This is a genomic window from Haliscomenobacter sp., from assembly GCF_033763495.1.
Lineage (GTDB): Bacteria > Bacteroidota > Bacteroidia > Chitinophagales > Saprospiraceae > Haliscomenobacter.
The window spans coordinates 20,120-35,027 of sequence record NZ_JANRKL010000104.1 but is presented as its reverse complement, the minus strand read 5'-3'; the positions used below and the strand labels follow the sequence as shown (position 1 = coordinate 35,027).

The window sequence follows — 14,908 nt, the reverse complement described above, 5'->3', positions numbered from 1 at the left end:
GCAATTGGATTAGGTTGGGATTGAAACTCAGTCAAGCCCAAACTATTTTCTAGTTCAAGGGGACTCGCAATTGGATTAGGTTGGGATTGAAACTGTTTTTTGTAATGCTCCTTTTGTGCATCGGAGTAGGCTCGCAATTGGATTAGGTTGGGATTGAAACAATCTTTGGTTTCTGGCTTTCGGAACTCTGAATCAACTCGCAATTGGATTAGGTTGGGATTGAAACCCATTTGCCGCCGTTTGCATCCTTGTGGTGATCGATACTCGCAATTGGATTAGGTTGGGATTGAAACTAGGCAGCCTGCCGGGATGGCAAAAGCGCCAGTGGTCTCGCAATTGGATTAGGTTGGGATTGAAACAAGGAAGATCACCTGGAGCTACAACCACTGGAGCAACCTCGCAATTGGATTAGGTTGGGATTGAAACAAAGTACAGCTCCAACATGTTGGACCACATCCACGTCTCGCAATTGGATTAGGTTGGGATTGAAACTGATAATGCTTGCCAAATAGTGCGTTGTGGCTCGGGCCTCGCAATTGGATTAGGTTGGGATTGAAACCAATAGTTTTCAACACATGAAAAACAAAATGATTGGTACTCGCAATTGGATTAGGTTGGGATTGAAACTCGGGAATGATAGCATTATTGGAACCGAGTTCATTGCTCGCAATTGGATTAGGTTGGGATTGAAACTTACCGTAAGCCAAACGATTCTTTCAGGGCTAGGAACTCGCAATTGGATTAGGTTGGGATTGAAACATGGTAATAGATTGGTTTTGCCCAATTGCGGCATAGCTCGCAATTGGATTAGGTTGGGATTGAAACGTACTGGGCAAGCGCAATAAACAGTGCCGGAGGTAATCTCGCAATTGGATTAGGTTGGGATTGAAACAAGTAGATAAAGATTCGGGCAAAGTGACCATCGAACACTCGCAATTGGATTAGGTTGGGATTGAAACGTTAGAGGCACGTGAGAATTGCGGCGTTGATACGCTACTCGCAATTGGATTAGGTTGGGATTGAAACCGATCCCAGCCCACAGCTATACGATGCCATGCTATGCTCGCAATTGGATTAGGTTGGGATTGAAACATATTTGTTGGTAGCCGCAAGGGTTAGCCCAAATCCTCTCGCAATTGGATTAGGTTGGGATTGAAACATGTCACTTTGATGCTTATACAGTCTCTTTTCCTGCTCGCAATTGGATTAGGTTGGGATTGAAACAGTAGAAAGAGGGTAGGAGTACATTCAGCCTATCCACTCGCAATTGGATTAGGTTGGGATTGAAACACGATTACAACCGTAAAGTACAAACCAAGAAAGCCCCTCTGACACAAGTCAAAGCGGCTTTCAAGTTTTTAGCGCTCCGCGCCTACTCAACGAACTACTTTACTTCAGGGGAATCGCCAGCACTGGAATTGCAGCGTGGTTGATGGTATCCTCGGTCAAGCTGCCCAACAAAATGTGGGCCAAGCCGCGGCGTTGGTGGGTTCCCATCACGATAAGGTCGGCGTTCCGTTCTTTGGCAAAGTCAAAGATCACTTGCTCTTCGTTGAGTGTAAAGGTTTCCGTTTTGTAAATTTCGACATCTTTCAGGCCAGAAGCTTCCAGCAACTGTTTTTCCCTTGCTTCAATGTCGTGATCGCCCCGATATGCTCCAGGATTATTGATGTACAAGAGGTAGAATTTACCTCCAAAGACGGCTTCCCATTCCCGCAAACCTTCGAACATTTTTTTCTGGTCGGCTTCCAGGGTGGTAGGCACCACGATGTTTTTAAACTCTGTGATTTTGTCGTCGTGTACGGTCAGGACGGGGCATTGGGCCATACGGACAATTTTTTCGGTGTTGGAGCCTACAAAGAACTCTTTGAGCCCACTGGCACCTTTGGTACCCATTACAATCAGGTCAATGCCTTCGGTTTGCACGAGGTCAGTGATGATGGTGGTGAATGGGCCACCGATAACGGCGGTACGGATGTTGTCAGCACCCAAGCTGGTGGCCACTTCAGCCAACATCCTTTCCAGGTTTTCATGTACCATATTGAGGTACTTTTCCTCAATGGCACGGTCGTATGTATAGTAGTATTCGGATACTGGCAATGCGGCACCTACTTGTTCATTTACGTGCAACAGAACGATCTCAGCGTCCGTTTTTTTGGCGATTTTAACGGCTACATCCAACGCTTGGCGTGCGTTTTCGGAGAAGTCGGTAGGAACTAGAATCTTTTTCATGGCTGCTTTGATTTTCTATTTCAAAGGTAAGGGCGACGGGGTGCGGGGCGCGTTGATCTTCAGGGGAGGGAGAAGCTGATTTTTGTCACCGCTTTTCAACATTTTTTCTATTTTTTAAAAAAAACCGGCGCTCCTGGAACCATACCATTAAAGTATAGGTTAAGAGCATATTCTTACGAATAACCATTCAATCAATAAACTAAACAACCATGATTGCATCTCAACGAAAACGCCGGAAGACTTCCACCAATCTGAATTAGTCTCCGGTTCCGTAGCTCAAAGGTAGAGTACCTGGCTTTTAACCAGTGGGTTGAGGGTTCGAATCCCTCCGGTTCCACTTCATTTCAACAATTTTCAAAATGGTCTGTAGCTCAATGGTAGAGCAGTGCCCTGTTAAGGCAAGGGTTGTAGGTTCAAATCCTATCGGACCAGCAAATTTACGATTGTAACAACAAAAAATTCCCCGAAGCATCACGCCCTACCCTACCCTGCTCCAGACTCGGGTCATGTTCAAAATACAAGGCAAAAGCTCCATCTGACGCTTCATTCAACAAACGTTCCTTTTCTTTCATCGTTTCGAGTGGCCGCAAATCGTAGGCCATGATGAAGGGCATCCGCACGTGCCAACGTGAAGGAATCAAATCGGCACAATACATTACGGTGCCTTCCGGTGTGTCAATAATTGGCAACATCATCGCTTCGGTATGGCCATAGACAAAGCGCAGGCGGATTCCAGGCAACCATTCCACATCCTTATCGCTGGGATCAATCATTTCCAGTAGCCCCATATCGCGCAAAGGCAGGATGTTTTCCTTGAGAAAGGAGGCTGCTTCGCGGGCATTGGGCTTCAAGGCCCAGGCCAAGTGAAGAGGGTTGGACCAATAGCGCGCTTTGGGAAAAGTGGGCTCAGGGTTACCTTTGGCATCCAGGCGGATGGCACCGCCCACATGGTCGAAATGCAAGTGGGTGAGCAACACATCGGTGATGTCTTCAGGACGGTAACCTACAGCGGCCAGGTTCTGCAAAAAAGTTTCCTGACCCCAGAATGAAAAATGGGAGCGAAAGCGGTCATCCTGTTTATCCCCAAGGCCAGTATCCACCAAAATGGTCCGGGAACCCGTATCGATCAACAAGCAACGCATGGCCCAGGTGCAAAGGTTGTTTTCGTCGGGTTCATTCATTTTTTGCCACATGCGTTTGGGCACAACACCAAACATGGCCCCTCCATCGAGTTTCAAAAAACCGGAATTGATCGGTATGAGTTTCATGCTGTACTAAATTGGATTTCCAAGATGTAAATAAAGCAGGAATTCTGCTACGCTTTGCGGTTTTTTATTCAAATTTGGGCTCAAAGCCATGTCATGCCCAAGATCAAGTTGCCTGTTTTTTTGCCTCCAGCCATTTTGTTGCTGGCTTCCACAATGTACAGCCTTTACGATCCTACCGATTTTTTGGTCAAAGTTAAAGCGGCCAATGACTGGATTTTGTACCATTTTGGCTGGTTGTTTTCCAGCGGCACTTTGTTCTTTTTTTTGCTTTGCATCTGGATTTATTTTTCCCCATTGGCCAAAGTAAAAATCGGGGGCAAAGACGCCCAGCCTATGCTCACGCGCTGGCAGTGGTTCAGTATTACTTTGTGTACTACGATTGCGATCGGCATCTTGTTTTGGGCCACCGCCGAGCCTTTGTACCATTTGCATACGCCACCTGGAGGAATAGGGTTAAAAGCCGAAAGCCCAGAAGCAGCGCGCTTTGCGCTTTCGACCATGTTTCTACATTGGACGTTTACTCCTTACAGCATTTATACGGTCGCCGGGCTGATGTTTGCCATTGCCTATTACAACCTGAAGCAGCCATTTAGTTTGGGTTCCATGCTGTACCCGCTGATTGGTGCGCGCAAACCTGGCGCCTGGAGCCATACCATTGATGCGGTTTGTTTGTACAGCCTGGTAGCAGGTATGGCTGCTTCACTGGGCGCAGGCATCTTGACGGTGGCAGGTGGGATGGAGCGTTTTTTTGGCATCCAGGACAGTCCAACTTTGTTGTTTTTAATTGCCCTGGTGATTGTGTTTTCCTTCATTGTGTCGGCCATAACCGGCTTGTTCAACGGGATTCGGATTTTGTCCAATATCAATACTTACGCTTTTTTTGTGCTGGCCTTGTTTGTGCTATTTTTTGGTCCTACCCGTTTTTTGTTTTCATACGGCGCAGAAAGTATGGCCAATTATGCCCAAACCTTTTTCCCACGCAGCCTGAGCCTGGGGGTAGACAAATCCTGGGCCGACAGCTGGACGGTGTTTTATTGGGCCAATTGGTTGGCCTGGACGCCGGTCACTGCACTCTTTTTGGGTCGGGTAGCAATAGGATATACAGTGCGGGATTTCATCAATTACAATCTGATTCTTCCCTCCTTGTTCTCCATCGTGTGGATGCTCATCTTTAGTGGCAGTGCGGTGTACATGGACTTTGTGGGTCACACTGCCAATTTGTACGGCACCCTGCAAAAACAAGGCCCGGAGGGGGTAATTTATGCAGTTTTGGATCAGTTGCCGCTGGCTCAATTGACGGGATTGGCTTTTTTGGGCACTGCTTTTTTGTCCTACGTTGCGGGAGCCGATGCCAATACCTCAGCCATGAGCAGTTTGTCTAGTACAGGCATCTCCCCAGAAAGTCCGGAGGCACCCATTTGGATCAAAATCGTGTGGGGTAGCCTGGTGGGACTGATTGCCTGGGTAATGATCGCCAACGCGGGCATTGATGGGATAAAAATGGCGTCGACTCTGGGGGGATTTCCGGCGTTGTTTTTGGTATTGGCGGTGGCTTTGGGACTGGTGAAGATTTTGTTGAAGCCGGGGAAGTATTTGGGGGAAAGTTAAAAAAGCCCAAAGGTTGTAACCAAACGCTCAATTGAACATTAAACATGCATTGACCAACCGATCGCTGGTCATTTCTCTCTTTTATCATTGATTCAGATAAGCTTATCTACCTGTTTTTCTTCGTTTTGCGTAGCCAAAACGAACAGATTTTTCATTGTAAAACCTAAAAAAGTTGACCATGCAAAAGCTAAAAAGTATCGCCATTTTGATTCAGGTGCTAAGCATTTCGATTTGCTGCTTCGGGCAAACTCCCTTTTTAAAAATAGAGGAGAATCAAAAATACGGTTACATAGATACCACAGGTAAAGTGATTATTCCTTGTATGTTTCATACCCTTGCGCAATTTTCGGAAGGACTAGCTGCTGCACGCATCAATGGTTTGTATGGATATATTAATGAAAAGGGTGAGTTTGTTATTCAGCCGCAGTTTGAATATGCAACAGATTTTAGTGAAGGATTTGCCCAGGTCTTTCACCAAGGCGTCTCTTTTTTTATTGATAAAGAAGGAAAAATAGCCATCCCTTCAAAAGGTGAACATATGGGGGCATTTGAGTTTGGTTTAGCCCATGTGGTATCAAAATCTGGTAAAATAGGGTTGATCAACTACCAGGGTCGTTTTGTAGTGGACACCAACCGATTTTTTACCATCAGTAGCTTTGATGATGGTGTGGCTATTGTGACTAAATATGACCGGCAAGCAAGGGATAATGCTCGATACAAATATGGAGTCATTGATACTAGCGGAAAATTGATCGTTCCTTTTGGGCGCTACCGAGACATAGAAGGGTTTGAAAATGGATTGGCTAAAGTTTTGTTTAAAAACAAAGTAGGATTGATAGATAAAAGTGGGCGTTTGCTGATGAAAATTAAGGATGGTGATTTATACATTGAGGGGGTTAAATGGAGTGATCGAATTGATATTCAAATGAAGAGAAAAAGAGGAGGGACACCTTTCTATCACGCTTATGCGAATCAGCACGGTTATTTGGTCATCAATAATCCAGCCTTTGAAAGGGGGTTCTCCTTCTCAAATCACCGGGCTTTTGTTGAAAAAAATGATTATTGGATATTAATTGATACCCTAGGAAAACAGGTTTCTCAAGAAGAGTTTTACTCGGTACTGGATGGGGTGTATCGAAAAGGATGCACTTGGGTGAAACAAAGAACGAAGCAAAACTGGTCAATCATCGACCTAGAAGGATCCGTTATTCGTGAAACCAAATTTGAACAGATTGAAAGTATTCCGAATTCAGATTTATTACTGTATGGGGATGTCAAACAAGAAACTTGGGGTTTATTGGCTGCAAATGGAGAAATCATCACTCCGGCTATATTTCAAGATTACAATCCGGCTGGTTTTCAAAACGGAGTTCTGCTAGTTGTGGAGGGAGAATATCAAAAATACATCGATAAAGCGGGCAAATGTATTTGGATGGCAAAAGTAGAATCTAATACTTGCAGCCTCAACATTGATTACATGCTCCGTGGGCATTTTTATGCCGCTTCAGCTGAGCACCCAAGTGATTTGGGTGGTTTTGGCAAAGCGGACAACGCACCCCAACTTATTTCAGGTGAAATGAGCTTCCCAAGAAACCTGGCTGTAACAGTAAAAGAAAATCAAAACGCTGCTGCCATGTGTGGTTATACCTTATTCATCAGCAATCAGAGTGGAATGAGTCAACTATTCAATGCTCAGGACAGTCGACTTTATCTGAAACTACAAGCCAAAGACGCCAAAGGTGAATGGCGCGATATTGAATATTTACCTTCCAGTTGGTGTGGCAACAGTTATCATCTTCTCACCCTACCTGATCAAAGCTATTGGTCTTTTCCAGTGCCCAATTTTGAAGGTTCTTTTCCTACAGTTTTGCGTGCTGAATTAAGGGTAGTCGATCCAACAGACACAGCTGAGTCCACGAGCAAGAGGAGAGATTACGTTATGTATAGCAACGAATTTAAAGGTGCCATAAATCCTGCACAGTTCTGGCGAAAACCAGGGTATACTCCAGGCGGATTGATGGACCCATATGTAGAATAAGATTCTTTTTCCTTAAATTGCATGATTCATTCATCAAAAATCTCGACTTCAATGGATCAACGCATCATCAAGCTCTACGACGAATACACCCACAAGCCGCTTACCCGCAAGGAGTTCATGCAGCAATTGGTGATGCTGACGGGGAGCACGGCAGCAGCCATGTCGGTATTGCCCTTTCTGGAATCGGATTACAAAACGGCGAAAATCACCACCGAAGGTGAGCTATTTACCGAATACATCACCTTTCCTGGGGCACAGGGGGAAATGAAAGCTTATGTGGCTCGGCCAGAAAAGAAGAAAAAATACGCCGCCATCATCGTCATCCACGAAAACCGTGGACTCAATGCCCACATTGAAGACGTGGCCCGGCGAGCTGCGCTGGCGGGTTATCTGGCTATTGCCCCCAATGCGCTGGCACCGATCCTGACCAAATCCGAGATCAGCGAAGACGAAGCCCGGCAATTGTTCACCACCCTTAAAGCCGAAGACAACCTCGAAAATTTCATGCGTTGCATCGATTCCTTGCCTGCGCGGGAAGACTGGAATGGCAAAATTGGCTGCGTTGGTTTTTGTTGGGGAGGCGCCATGGCCAATACCCTGGCGACGAAGGTACCTGCCCTGGGTGCAGCCGTGGCCTTTTACGGCCGCCAGCCCGAAGCTACCGAGGTGCCTAAAATCAAAGCCGCGGTCCAATTGCACTACGGCGCTTTGGATGAGCGCATCAACGCTGGGATGGCTGCTTATGAGGAAGCACTGAAAGCCAATAAAATCATCTACGAACAATACGTGTATGAAGGAGTGAATCACGCTTTCCACAACGATACCTCTACTGCTCGTTACAATGCTGAGGCCGCCAAATTGGCCTGGAGCCGAACCTTGGCGTTTTTTGAAAAGCATTTAAAATGAAAAATGAATTTTAATGGGGTTTAACGTACAGGCGTTTATTGAAATAGGCTACCGCAGCGCCCCTTACCCTACGTTTAGTGGCCAGGTCGTTGCGGCAGCCCATTTCTAAGCGCTTGTACTTTTCTTGTATTACTCACTCCAGGCATTCCCCACCTCTGCCACGGGCATACAAGCGATGTAGACTCCAGGAACCGGATCATAATTCAATATTTTGGTACACACCTCCTCTGAGGTATAATACCCAAAGAGGGTCAGGCTCTTTAAATTGCGGAAAAAATCGTTCGGCTGCGGCGGAGCCAGGGTGATGCCCCACACCGAAGGGGGCTGGGTTGCCGCAGCTTTGTCCATAGCCAAAAGCAAAGCACTGCGTTCCTCCAGACTGCACTCCGCAAAAGCTTTTCCGTGTTGTTTTTTGCTGTCCGCCTCAATTTGTTCCAAGCCAGCTACAAATGCCGCTTGATCCCCTTCCCCCAACACTTCTTTCAACATTTTGTCAATGAATTGGGGTACACCCAGCTCCTTTGCTCCCGGAGTATCCGTTTTGGGCAAAATGGTTTCGGTGACTTCAGCCAGGGTAGCGGCTTGATTTTTGGTTAAAAACAGGGGCTGCCAAGCCAATTTGGCCTCCGCCTGGCAACTCAAAAATAGGGTACTCAGGCTAGCCGAGGTCAATCCATAACCCAACAACCAAGCAGAAGATACAATGACATCGCGACGATTCATGTTTGTCAATTTTAAAGGTTCCCTTTTTTCAATTCACTCACTGCAAAATCGGCAGCCCGGGCCGTCAACGCCATGTAGGTGATCGATGGATTCACGCAGGAAGCTGAGGTCATACAGGCTCCATCGGTGACGAATACATTGGATACCGCGTGAATTTGGTTGTTGCCATTCAGCACCGAAGTTTTGGGATCACGCCCCATGCGGGCCGTCCCCATTTCGTGTACCCCTACACCCAAGCCCCCTGCATAATCAAAAGTGATCACATCCTTGAAGCCCGCAGCACTCAACATTTCAGCAGCATCGCTTTTCATGGCTTCGCGCATTTTGAGCTCGTTTTCGCGGATCTTGGCATTGAGTACCAACTGTGGAATGCCCCATTGGTCCTTTTTCTCGGCATCCAGGCTGGCCTGGTTTTCGTGATAAGGCAGGCATTCGCCAAAACCCATCAGGGCCATGTTCCAGGGGCCCGGTTTGAAGAGGGATTCTTTAAATTCAGCACCTACTCCGGGGCTATTGGTGCCACGGCCCCAGTTGGCCCGGCTGCCGCCATTGCCCTGGTAGTCGTAACCACGCAAGAAGTTGGGATTTTTGGTTTTGTCGTCGAGGTTGGTGAAGCGGGGGATGAACAAACCCGTGGGTCGGCGACCTTTGTAGTACTCATCTTCCAACCCCTCGTAAACGCCCATTGCACCCGTGCGGTAGTGGTGATCCATGAGGTTGTGGCCAAGCTCCCCGCTGTCGTTGCCCATACCATTGGGGAAACGGGCCGAGGTGGAGTTCAGCAGGATTTGAGTGGTAGCCAATGTAGAAGCACAACAAAAAATCACTTTGGCGAAGAACTCGATCATTTCTTTGCTCTCGTGATCCACTACCCGAACGCCAGTGGCTTTTTGGGTCTTTTCATCGTAAATGATGGAATGCACCACGGAATTGGGCCGAATGGCAAAGTTGCCCGTGAGATTGGCCGCCGGAAGTGTAGCTGAATTGCTGCTAAAATAGGCGCCAAAGGGGCAACCCCGCGAACAGCGGTTGCGGTTTTGGCATTTGCCCCGCCCGAGTTCCAGGTGCCAGGCTTGTGGCTCGGTCAGATGGGCGACGCGCCCAATGGTGATGTTCCGACCCCGGAATTTCTTTTCTACTTCCTTTTTAAAATGCTGTTCCAGGCAGTTCAACTCCATGGGTGGCAGGAAGTAGCCATCAGGGAGGTGATCAAGGCCCAGTTTTTCCCCACTGATGCCCACAAATTTCTCTACATGGGTATACCAGGGGGCAATGTCTTTGTAGCGAATCGGCCAATCGATGGCGATTCCTTCTTTGGCATTGGCTTCAAAATCCAGGTCGCTCCAGCGGTAACAATGTTTGCCCCAGGTGAGTGAACGTCCTCCGACATGATTGCCTCTGATCCAGTCGAAACGTTCTTTTTCAATGTAGGGGTCTTCGCTGTCCTGAGTAAAGAAATGTTTGGTGGATTCGCCAACAAAACCGCTGCGGATTTGGATGTGGTATTTTTCGCGGTCTTCGGCACTAAGCGCACCCCGATTTTCGAACTCCCAGGCTTCCATGTTCATGGTGGGATAGTCTTCGAGGTGATTGACCATGCGGCCTTTTTCGAGCACCAAGGTTTTGAGTCCTTTTTCACACAATTCTTTAGCGGCCCAGCCGCCGCTCATGCCTGAGCCGATGACGATGGCATCGTAGGTGTTGCTTTTGTTGAGTTTGGTGTTGAGATTAGCCATAAGCTTGCTGATGTAGAGTTGCGAAGGGGTTTCGTTTTGGAATTTACTTAAGTGCCTCTTTGGTGCCTATGGTTTCTAAGGTGGTGAAAATATTCTGCCTGCTCCGCAGGCTTTTTTTATTCACCACCTTAGAAACCATATGCACCAAAGAGGCACCTTAGTAACGAGTAAACTAAAATTATTTTCCAGAAGGACGTCCAGGTCGCTTGGGCATCACCAGACTATCCGCCGGGTACTGCGCCTTGATGGAATCCATACTCTTTCTAGCCCAGTCGATCAGGGCCGTTTTTTCCTCTTCGGTCAACTTGGCTTCGGGGTGCCTTCCAAACCAGGTGTAAGAGGGCAAGGGCATTTCACCTTCGTCCACCGTCTCAATAACCTCTTCAAATTTGTGGTTTTGAATGGCAATTTTCATCGAAGTGAAATTCGAAAAATTCAGGTGCCGCTTGCCGTCTTTGACGTGATTGGCTAAAACCCAGCCAATGGGTTGCACATTTGCATACCAGGGGTATTCGGTTTTGTTGCTGTGGCAATCGTTACAAGCCTTATCTAAAATGCCCTGGATATAGTATGGCCCTGGGTATTTCTTGTGCACATCGTAGGTAAGGTCATTCGAAGTATTGCGCTCGGGGCGAATGAACTGAATGATGACGAGGATAGCTCCCAAAACAAGCAAAATTTTTTTAAGCATGGTGTTTGTGTTTGAATTTTGAACAAAAAGAAGGGTTCAAAATGGGCTTATACCTCCCAAAATAAGGCTTCTGCCAAAATTCTAGGCATTTTTTTACGAGGATCCTTGATTTATTTAAAAAGTGTTCTAAATTTGTAGTGTACTAGTAAACTAATACACTACAACAATGATCCAACTCCAAAACCTCCACTTTCGTTACCACCCCAAACGCCCCTTGTTCGAGGGCCTGCAGGTCCAGATCGACAAACCTGGAATTGTGGGTCTGCTTGGCTCCAATGGGGCGGGCAAAACAACCTTGTTGCACCTGCTGGCGGGTTTGCGTTTCCCTTGGGCGGGGAGCTGTACAGTATTAGGCTCCGAGCCCCGCAGACGACAACTTTCCTGGCAACAACAGGTCCTGTTTGTACCTGAAACCATTGAAATGCCTGCGCGTAGCCTCCAAGGCTGGTTGGCCGAACTGGCACCTTTTTACCCTCGTTTTGACCAGCGGCTTTTTGAGGCGATTGTCAAAGAGTTTGAACTGGAAGTATCCGGCAAACTCAGCGAGTTGTCTTTTGGGCAACAGAAAAAAGTAATGCTGGCCTTTGCCCTGGCGACCCAGGTCAAGGTGCTGCTGCTGGACGAACCGAGCAATGGTTTGGACATTTTTTCCAAATCCCAATTGCGCCGCATCTGGACCCGCCACTTGCCAGAGGATACCCTGGTGATCATTTCCACCCATCAAGTCCGGGAATTGGGAGCGCAGTTTGATCAGGTCATGGTGATTGATCAGGGCAAATTGTTGTTCCACCAAAGTACGGAAGTGCTCAATAGTCGGTTTTGCATCCAGCGCAGTACCGAAGAGCCGGGCAAAGATGCGGTGTATTACGAACCAATCCCCGGGGGTTATCTGGCTTTGTACCTAGCTGAACCTGGGGATCCTGAAACGGAAATCGATCTGGAAATTTTGATGAAAGCAATTGTGGAAAAGCCAGAAATATTGGTTCACCTTCAAAATGAAAAAGTGTATGTATAGGAATAGTTTTAGCCGCCTTGCCCACTTGATTAAAATTGAGTGGGGAAAAAAATGGAAAAGTTTGATTGGATCGAGCCTGCTATACATGGTCGTGATCATTATGGCCATCATGATCCCAACGCAGGTTTTGACCATAGCAATTGATTTTTTCGTTATTCATTTTATCATTGGTTTGGTATTTGTTTTTGGAAATCAGCTTTTTCTATTATTTACAGAATGGCGCAGCCCCTTTGCAACGATTCAACTGCTGCAGCTACCAGCAAAACCTATCGAAAAATACCTGTCGAAACTATGTTTTCCTTTTCTATTTGCACCTGTTACTTTCATTTTGTTTTTTTTCATTTTCCGCCCTTTATTTTTGCAAGCCACTTTTGCCATTATGGGATTTATGGTGTACCCACTTTACCGGGAAGAAATCAATAATTTGATCCAAATTGGATTGCTATTGCCCCTATTTTTGGGTGCGTTGTTTGTTCCTGGAGCCCTGGTTTTAAAAAAGGCACATCTTCTAGTTTCTTTCTTTTTGATTTCACTGCTATTTGTTTTGGCAGGAATCATTGCCTGGGTTTTTCAATTGCCTGCTTATGTTACATCTTCAGTAATCGATCAATTTATTGGCGGTGCGATTGGCGCTCAAGTGGAAAGCTTTTTCAATTTTTTCCGAATCAAAAGCGCTTGCGCTGTACTTTATTGGTATGGAGGGATCATTCCGCTGATGTTGATTTCGGGTTACTTGCTATTTAAACAACGCGAAATATGAACTGGAACGACCACAAAGCCATTTACCTCCAAATTGCCGATCAATTGGTCGAAGATGTGTTAAAGGGCAAGACAAAGGTTGGAGAGCGAGCTTTATCGGTTCGCGAACTAGCAGCACAGATCCAAGTCAATCCGAATACAGTTGTAAGGTCATACGGGCTTTTGGAGCAAGAGGGCGTTTTGCACAACCAAAGGGGCATTGGTTATTACATTGCCGAAAACGCACTGGAAAAAGTCCGAAAGCTTAAGCGTCGTGAATTCATGGAAGAAACATTACCCGAAGTGTTTAAAATGATGCAACTCCTTGAAATTTCACTGGACGACATTAATGAATTATATCTTCAAAATCAAAATGCTACATCATGAAAAAATCCATAAAAACGGGGCAACTGCTGACCTTGTTTGCCATAGTTGCTTTCCCTACAATGCTCCTGGTATTTGATTTCACACCAATAGTGAAAAATTATACGTATAGTGAAAAGTCAAGTAAAGGCGCTCCAAAATTGAGTGGAAAAATGGTGCTTAAAAAAACACAGGTAAGCCGATTTTCGGCCCTTGAGGTCAGAGCCCAGTTTGTTGATTCGGTAATTTTAATTCCATCGAAGAAACCTTATGTAGAAATCACGGGTGATCAGGTTTACCATGATAACATTGAGATTGAAATGGAAAAGCCTAAACAAAGGCTCCATATAAAAAACAAGAAATTTTACAATACTACCGAAACAAAAGACCAAAAGAATACAGTCATTCCCGAAGAAAAACCTGGGCTTTCAATCATAATTGGGTATACTCAATCATTGAACAATATTGTCATCTCTCATGCGGCAAAAAAATTCCACCAAAAAGGTATATTAAGCGGCAATCGTGTTCATATAGACGTTGAGGCAGATGAAGCAGATTTAACGATTGATGCCAACTATCTGTATCTGAATTTATTAAAACCCGGGCAATTAAGGCAATTTAATTTGATGAAAATAAAACACCAATACAACGACTACGTTCAGCAACTTAAGCAAAGCAATTTACATACTGTTAAGGGCAAGGTAGACCTTGTTGAAATCGCCAACATCAATTCCAATGGTCACATCTATTTGAATTTAATCCAATTGCAATGCCGACAGATGCATGCCAACTTGGAAACGAGTAGTTACAACAAAATCATTGCCAAGCCCAGTCAGCTATTCAGTTACATCACTCCTGAAGCAGGTCGTTTTTTCTTCAGAAATGAATTGATTTGTAAAAGTAAAGCCAAAGTCATTCATAGCTACCGAACATCCGAAGGAATCATCCGTGCTCAATAATTCGCCCCCAGCCAAACACATTTAGTGGAACCTTGCCCAACCCACATCTTTCCATCACCCGACTTTTACTTGTTTGTTAAACCAATCCTATGCTCATCTGCCTCGATACCGATTACCGCGACCCCCGAGCCCAGTGTGCCTACGCCCTCTTCGAGTCCTGGACAGCTGCCGAACCTGTACACGTCAATTGTGTGCAGATCGAGCAGGTGGCGCCTTACGAACCGGGTGCCTTTTACAAGCGGGAATTGCCGGGTTTGTTAAAAGCCCTGGCCAGCATTGAATTCCCGCTCGAAGCCATCATCATCGACGCCTACGTATGGCTGGATGAAGGCCGTGGCGGGCTGGGCTGGCATTTGTACGAAGCCCTGGAACGAAAAATCACGGTGGTAGGGGTAGCTAAAACGCGGTTTCGGCCAGCGGAAAAAGTGGCCATTCCCGTGCTGCGGGGCGAAAGTCAAAATCCATTGTGGGTAACGGCGATTGGTATTGAGGTAGCTTTTGCGGCGGAGAAGGTGAAGGAGATGGCGGGAGAATTTCGGGTACCGGGGTTGTTGAAATTGGTGGATGGGCGGTGTCGGGAGTGGGGTGAGTAAATTGTTTTTTTACAGATAGCCTTAAAAAAAAGAAGATT

General features: G+C 46.3%; 13 protein-coding genes, 1 tRNA gene and 1 CRISPR repeat array. Of the genes, 9 read left to right on the top strand and 5 right to left on the bottom strand.

Annotated features, from left to right (window positions below; genetic code table 11):
* Positions 1 to 63: 63 nt before the first annotated feature.
* Positions 64 to 1,290: a CRISPR direct-repeat array (repeat unit 30 nt; unit sequence CTCGCAATTGGATTAGGTTGGGATTGAAAC).
* A gap of 99 nt (positions 1,291 to 1,389) precedes the next feature.
* A complete protein-coding gene (locus SFV55_RS11240) occupies positions 1,390 to 2,232 on the bottom strand; it encodes a universal stress protein (RefSeq protein WP_320029596.1) in 843 nt (280 codons plus the stop codon).
* A gap of 360 nt (positions 2,233 to 2,592) precedes the next feature.
* Between SFV55_RS11240 and SFV55_RS11235 the strand changes: the two genes are divergently transcribed.
* Positions 2,593 to 2,664 (top strand) — tRNA-Asn (locus SFV55_RS11235).
* A 5-nt stretch (positions 2,665 to 2,669) separates the two neighbouring features.
* Here the strand turns inward: SFV55_RS11235 and SFV55_RS11230 are convergent.
* Positions 2,670 to 3,500: an MBL fold metallo-hydrolase gene (locus tag SFV55_RS11230; protein WP_320029595.1), complete on the bottom strand. Its 831-nt coding sequence runs from the start codon at positions 3,498 to 3,500 to the stop codon at positions 2,670 to 2,672.
* Between the two features lie 93 nt (positions 3,501 to 3,593).
* Between SFV55_RS11230 and SFV55_RS11225 the strand changes: the two genes are divergently transcribed.
* The 3 genes from SFV55_RS11225 to SFV55_RS11215 all read left to right on the top strand — a co-directional run bounded on the left by SFV55_RS11225 (position 3,594) and on the right by SFV55_RS11215 (position 8,052).
* On the top strand, positions 3,594 to 5,108 hold the full coding sequence (locus tag SFV55_RS11225) for a BCCT family transporter (RefSeq protein ID WP_320029594.1): 1,515 nt from the start codon (positions 3,594 to 3,596) through the stop codon (positions 5,106 to 5,108).
* Between the two features lie 178 nt (positions 5,109 to 5,286).
* Entirely contained in the window at positions 5,287 to 7,146 is a 1,860-nt protein-coding gene (locus SFV55_RS11220) for a WG repeat-containing protein (protein WP_320029593.1), read from the top strand.
* A 51-nt stretch (positions 7,147 to 7,197) separates the two neighbouring features.
* Entirely contained in the window at positions 7,198 to 8,052 is an 855-nt protein-coding gene (locus SFV55_RS11215; RefSeq protein ID WP_320029592.1) for a dienelactone hydrolase family protein, read from the top strand.
* A 129-nt stretch (positions 8,053 to 8,181) separates the two neighbouring features.
* On the opposite strand, the gene SFV55_RS11210 is transcribed toward SFV55_RS11215, so the two are convergent.
* The 3 genes from SFV55_RS11210 to SFV55_RS11200 form a co-directional block, all read right to left on the bottom strand.
* Positions 8,182 to 8,775, bottom strand: coding sequence for a gluconate 2-dehydrogenase subunit 3 family protein (locus tag SFV55_RS11210; protein ID WP_320029591.1), 594 nt, complete (start codon positions 8,773 to 8,775; stop codon positions 8,182 to 8,184).
* Positions 8,776 to 8,786: 11 nt separating this feature from the next.
* On the bottom strand, positions 8,787 to 10,511 hold the full coding sequence (locus tag SFV55_RS11205; protein ID WP_320029590.1) for a GMC family oxidoreductase: 1,725 nt from the start codon (positions 10,509 to 10,511) through the stop codon (positions 8,787 to 8,789).
* 178 nt (positions 10,512 to 10,689) lie between these two features.
* Positions 10,690 to 11,202 carry a heme-binding domain-containing protein gene (locus SFV55_RS11200; protein WP_320029589.1) on the bottom strand — a complete coding sequence of 171 codons (513 nt, stop codon included), beginning with the start codon at positions 11,200 to 11,202 and terminating at the stop codon, positions 10,690 to 10,692.
* A gap of 166 nt (positions 11,203 to 11,368) precedes the next feature.
* On the opposite strand from SFV55_RS11200, the gene SFV55_RS11195 reads away from it, so the two are divergent.
* From SFV55_RS11195 to SFV55_RS11175, 5 genes are all read left to right on the top strand, one after another.
* On the top strand, positions 11,369 to 12,217 hold the full coding sequence (locus tag SFV55_RS11195) for an ABC transporter ATP-binding protein (RefSeq protein ID WP_320029588.1): 849 nt from the start codon (positions 11,369 to 11,371) through the stop codon (positions 12,215 to 12,217).
* Positions 12,210 to 12,977 (top strand): hypothetical protein, encoded by a 768-nt coding sequence (locus tag SFV55_RS11190; protein WP_320029587.1) that lies wholly within the window; start codon positions 12,210 to 12,212, stop codon positions 12,975 to 12,977. The genes SFV55_RS11195 and SFV55_RS11190 overlap by 8 nt, the downstream gene beginning before the upstream one ends.
* Positions 12,974 to 13,342, top strand: a complete 369-nt coding sequence (locus SFV55_RS11185) for a GntR family transcriptional regulator (RefSeq protein WP_320029586.1) — start codon at positions 12,974 to 12,976, stop codon at positions 13,340 to 13,342. Before SFV55_RS11190 ends, SFV55_RS11185 begins: the two co-directional genes overlap by 4 nt.
* On the top strand, positions 13,339 to 14,277 hold the full coding sequence (locus SFV55_RS11180) for a GIN domain-containing protein (protein ID WP_320029585.1): 939 nt from the start codon (positions 13,339 to 13,341) through the stop codon (positions 14,275 to 14,277). The genes SFV55_RS11185 and SFV55_RS11180 overlap by 4 nt, the downstream gene beginning before the upstream one ends.
* Before the next feature lie 89 nt (positions 14,278 to 14,366).
* Complete coding sequence (locus tag SFV55_RS11175) at positions 14,367 to 14,870, top strand: endonuclease V (RefSeq protein ID WP_320029584.1); 504 nt, start codon at positions 14,367 to 14,369, stop codon at positions 14,868 to 14,870.
* Positions 14,871 to 14,908: the final 38 nt, after the last annotated feature.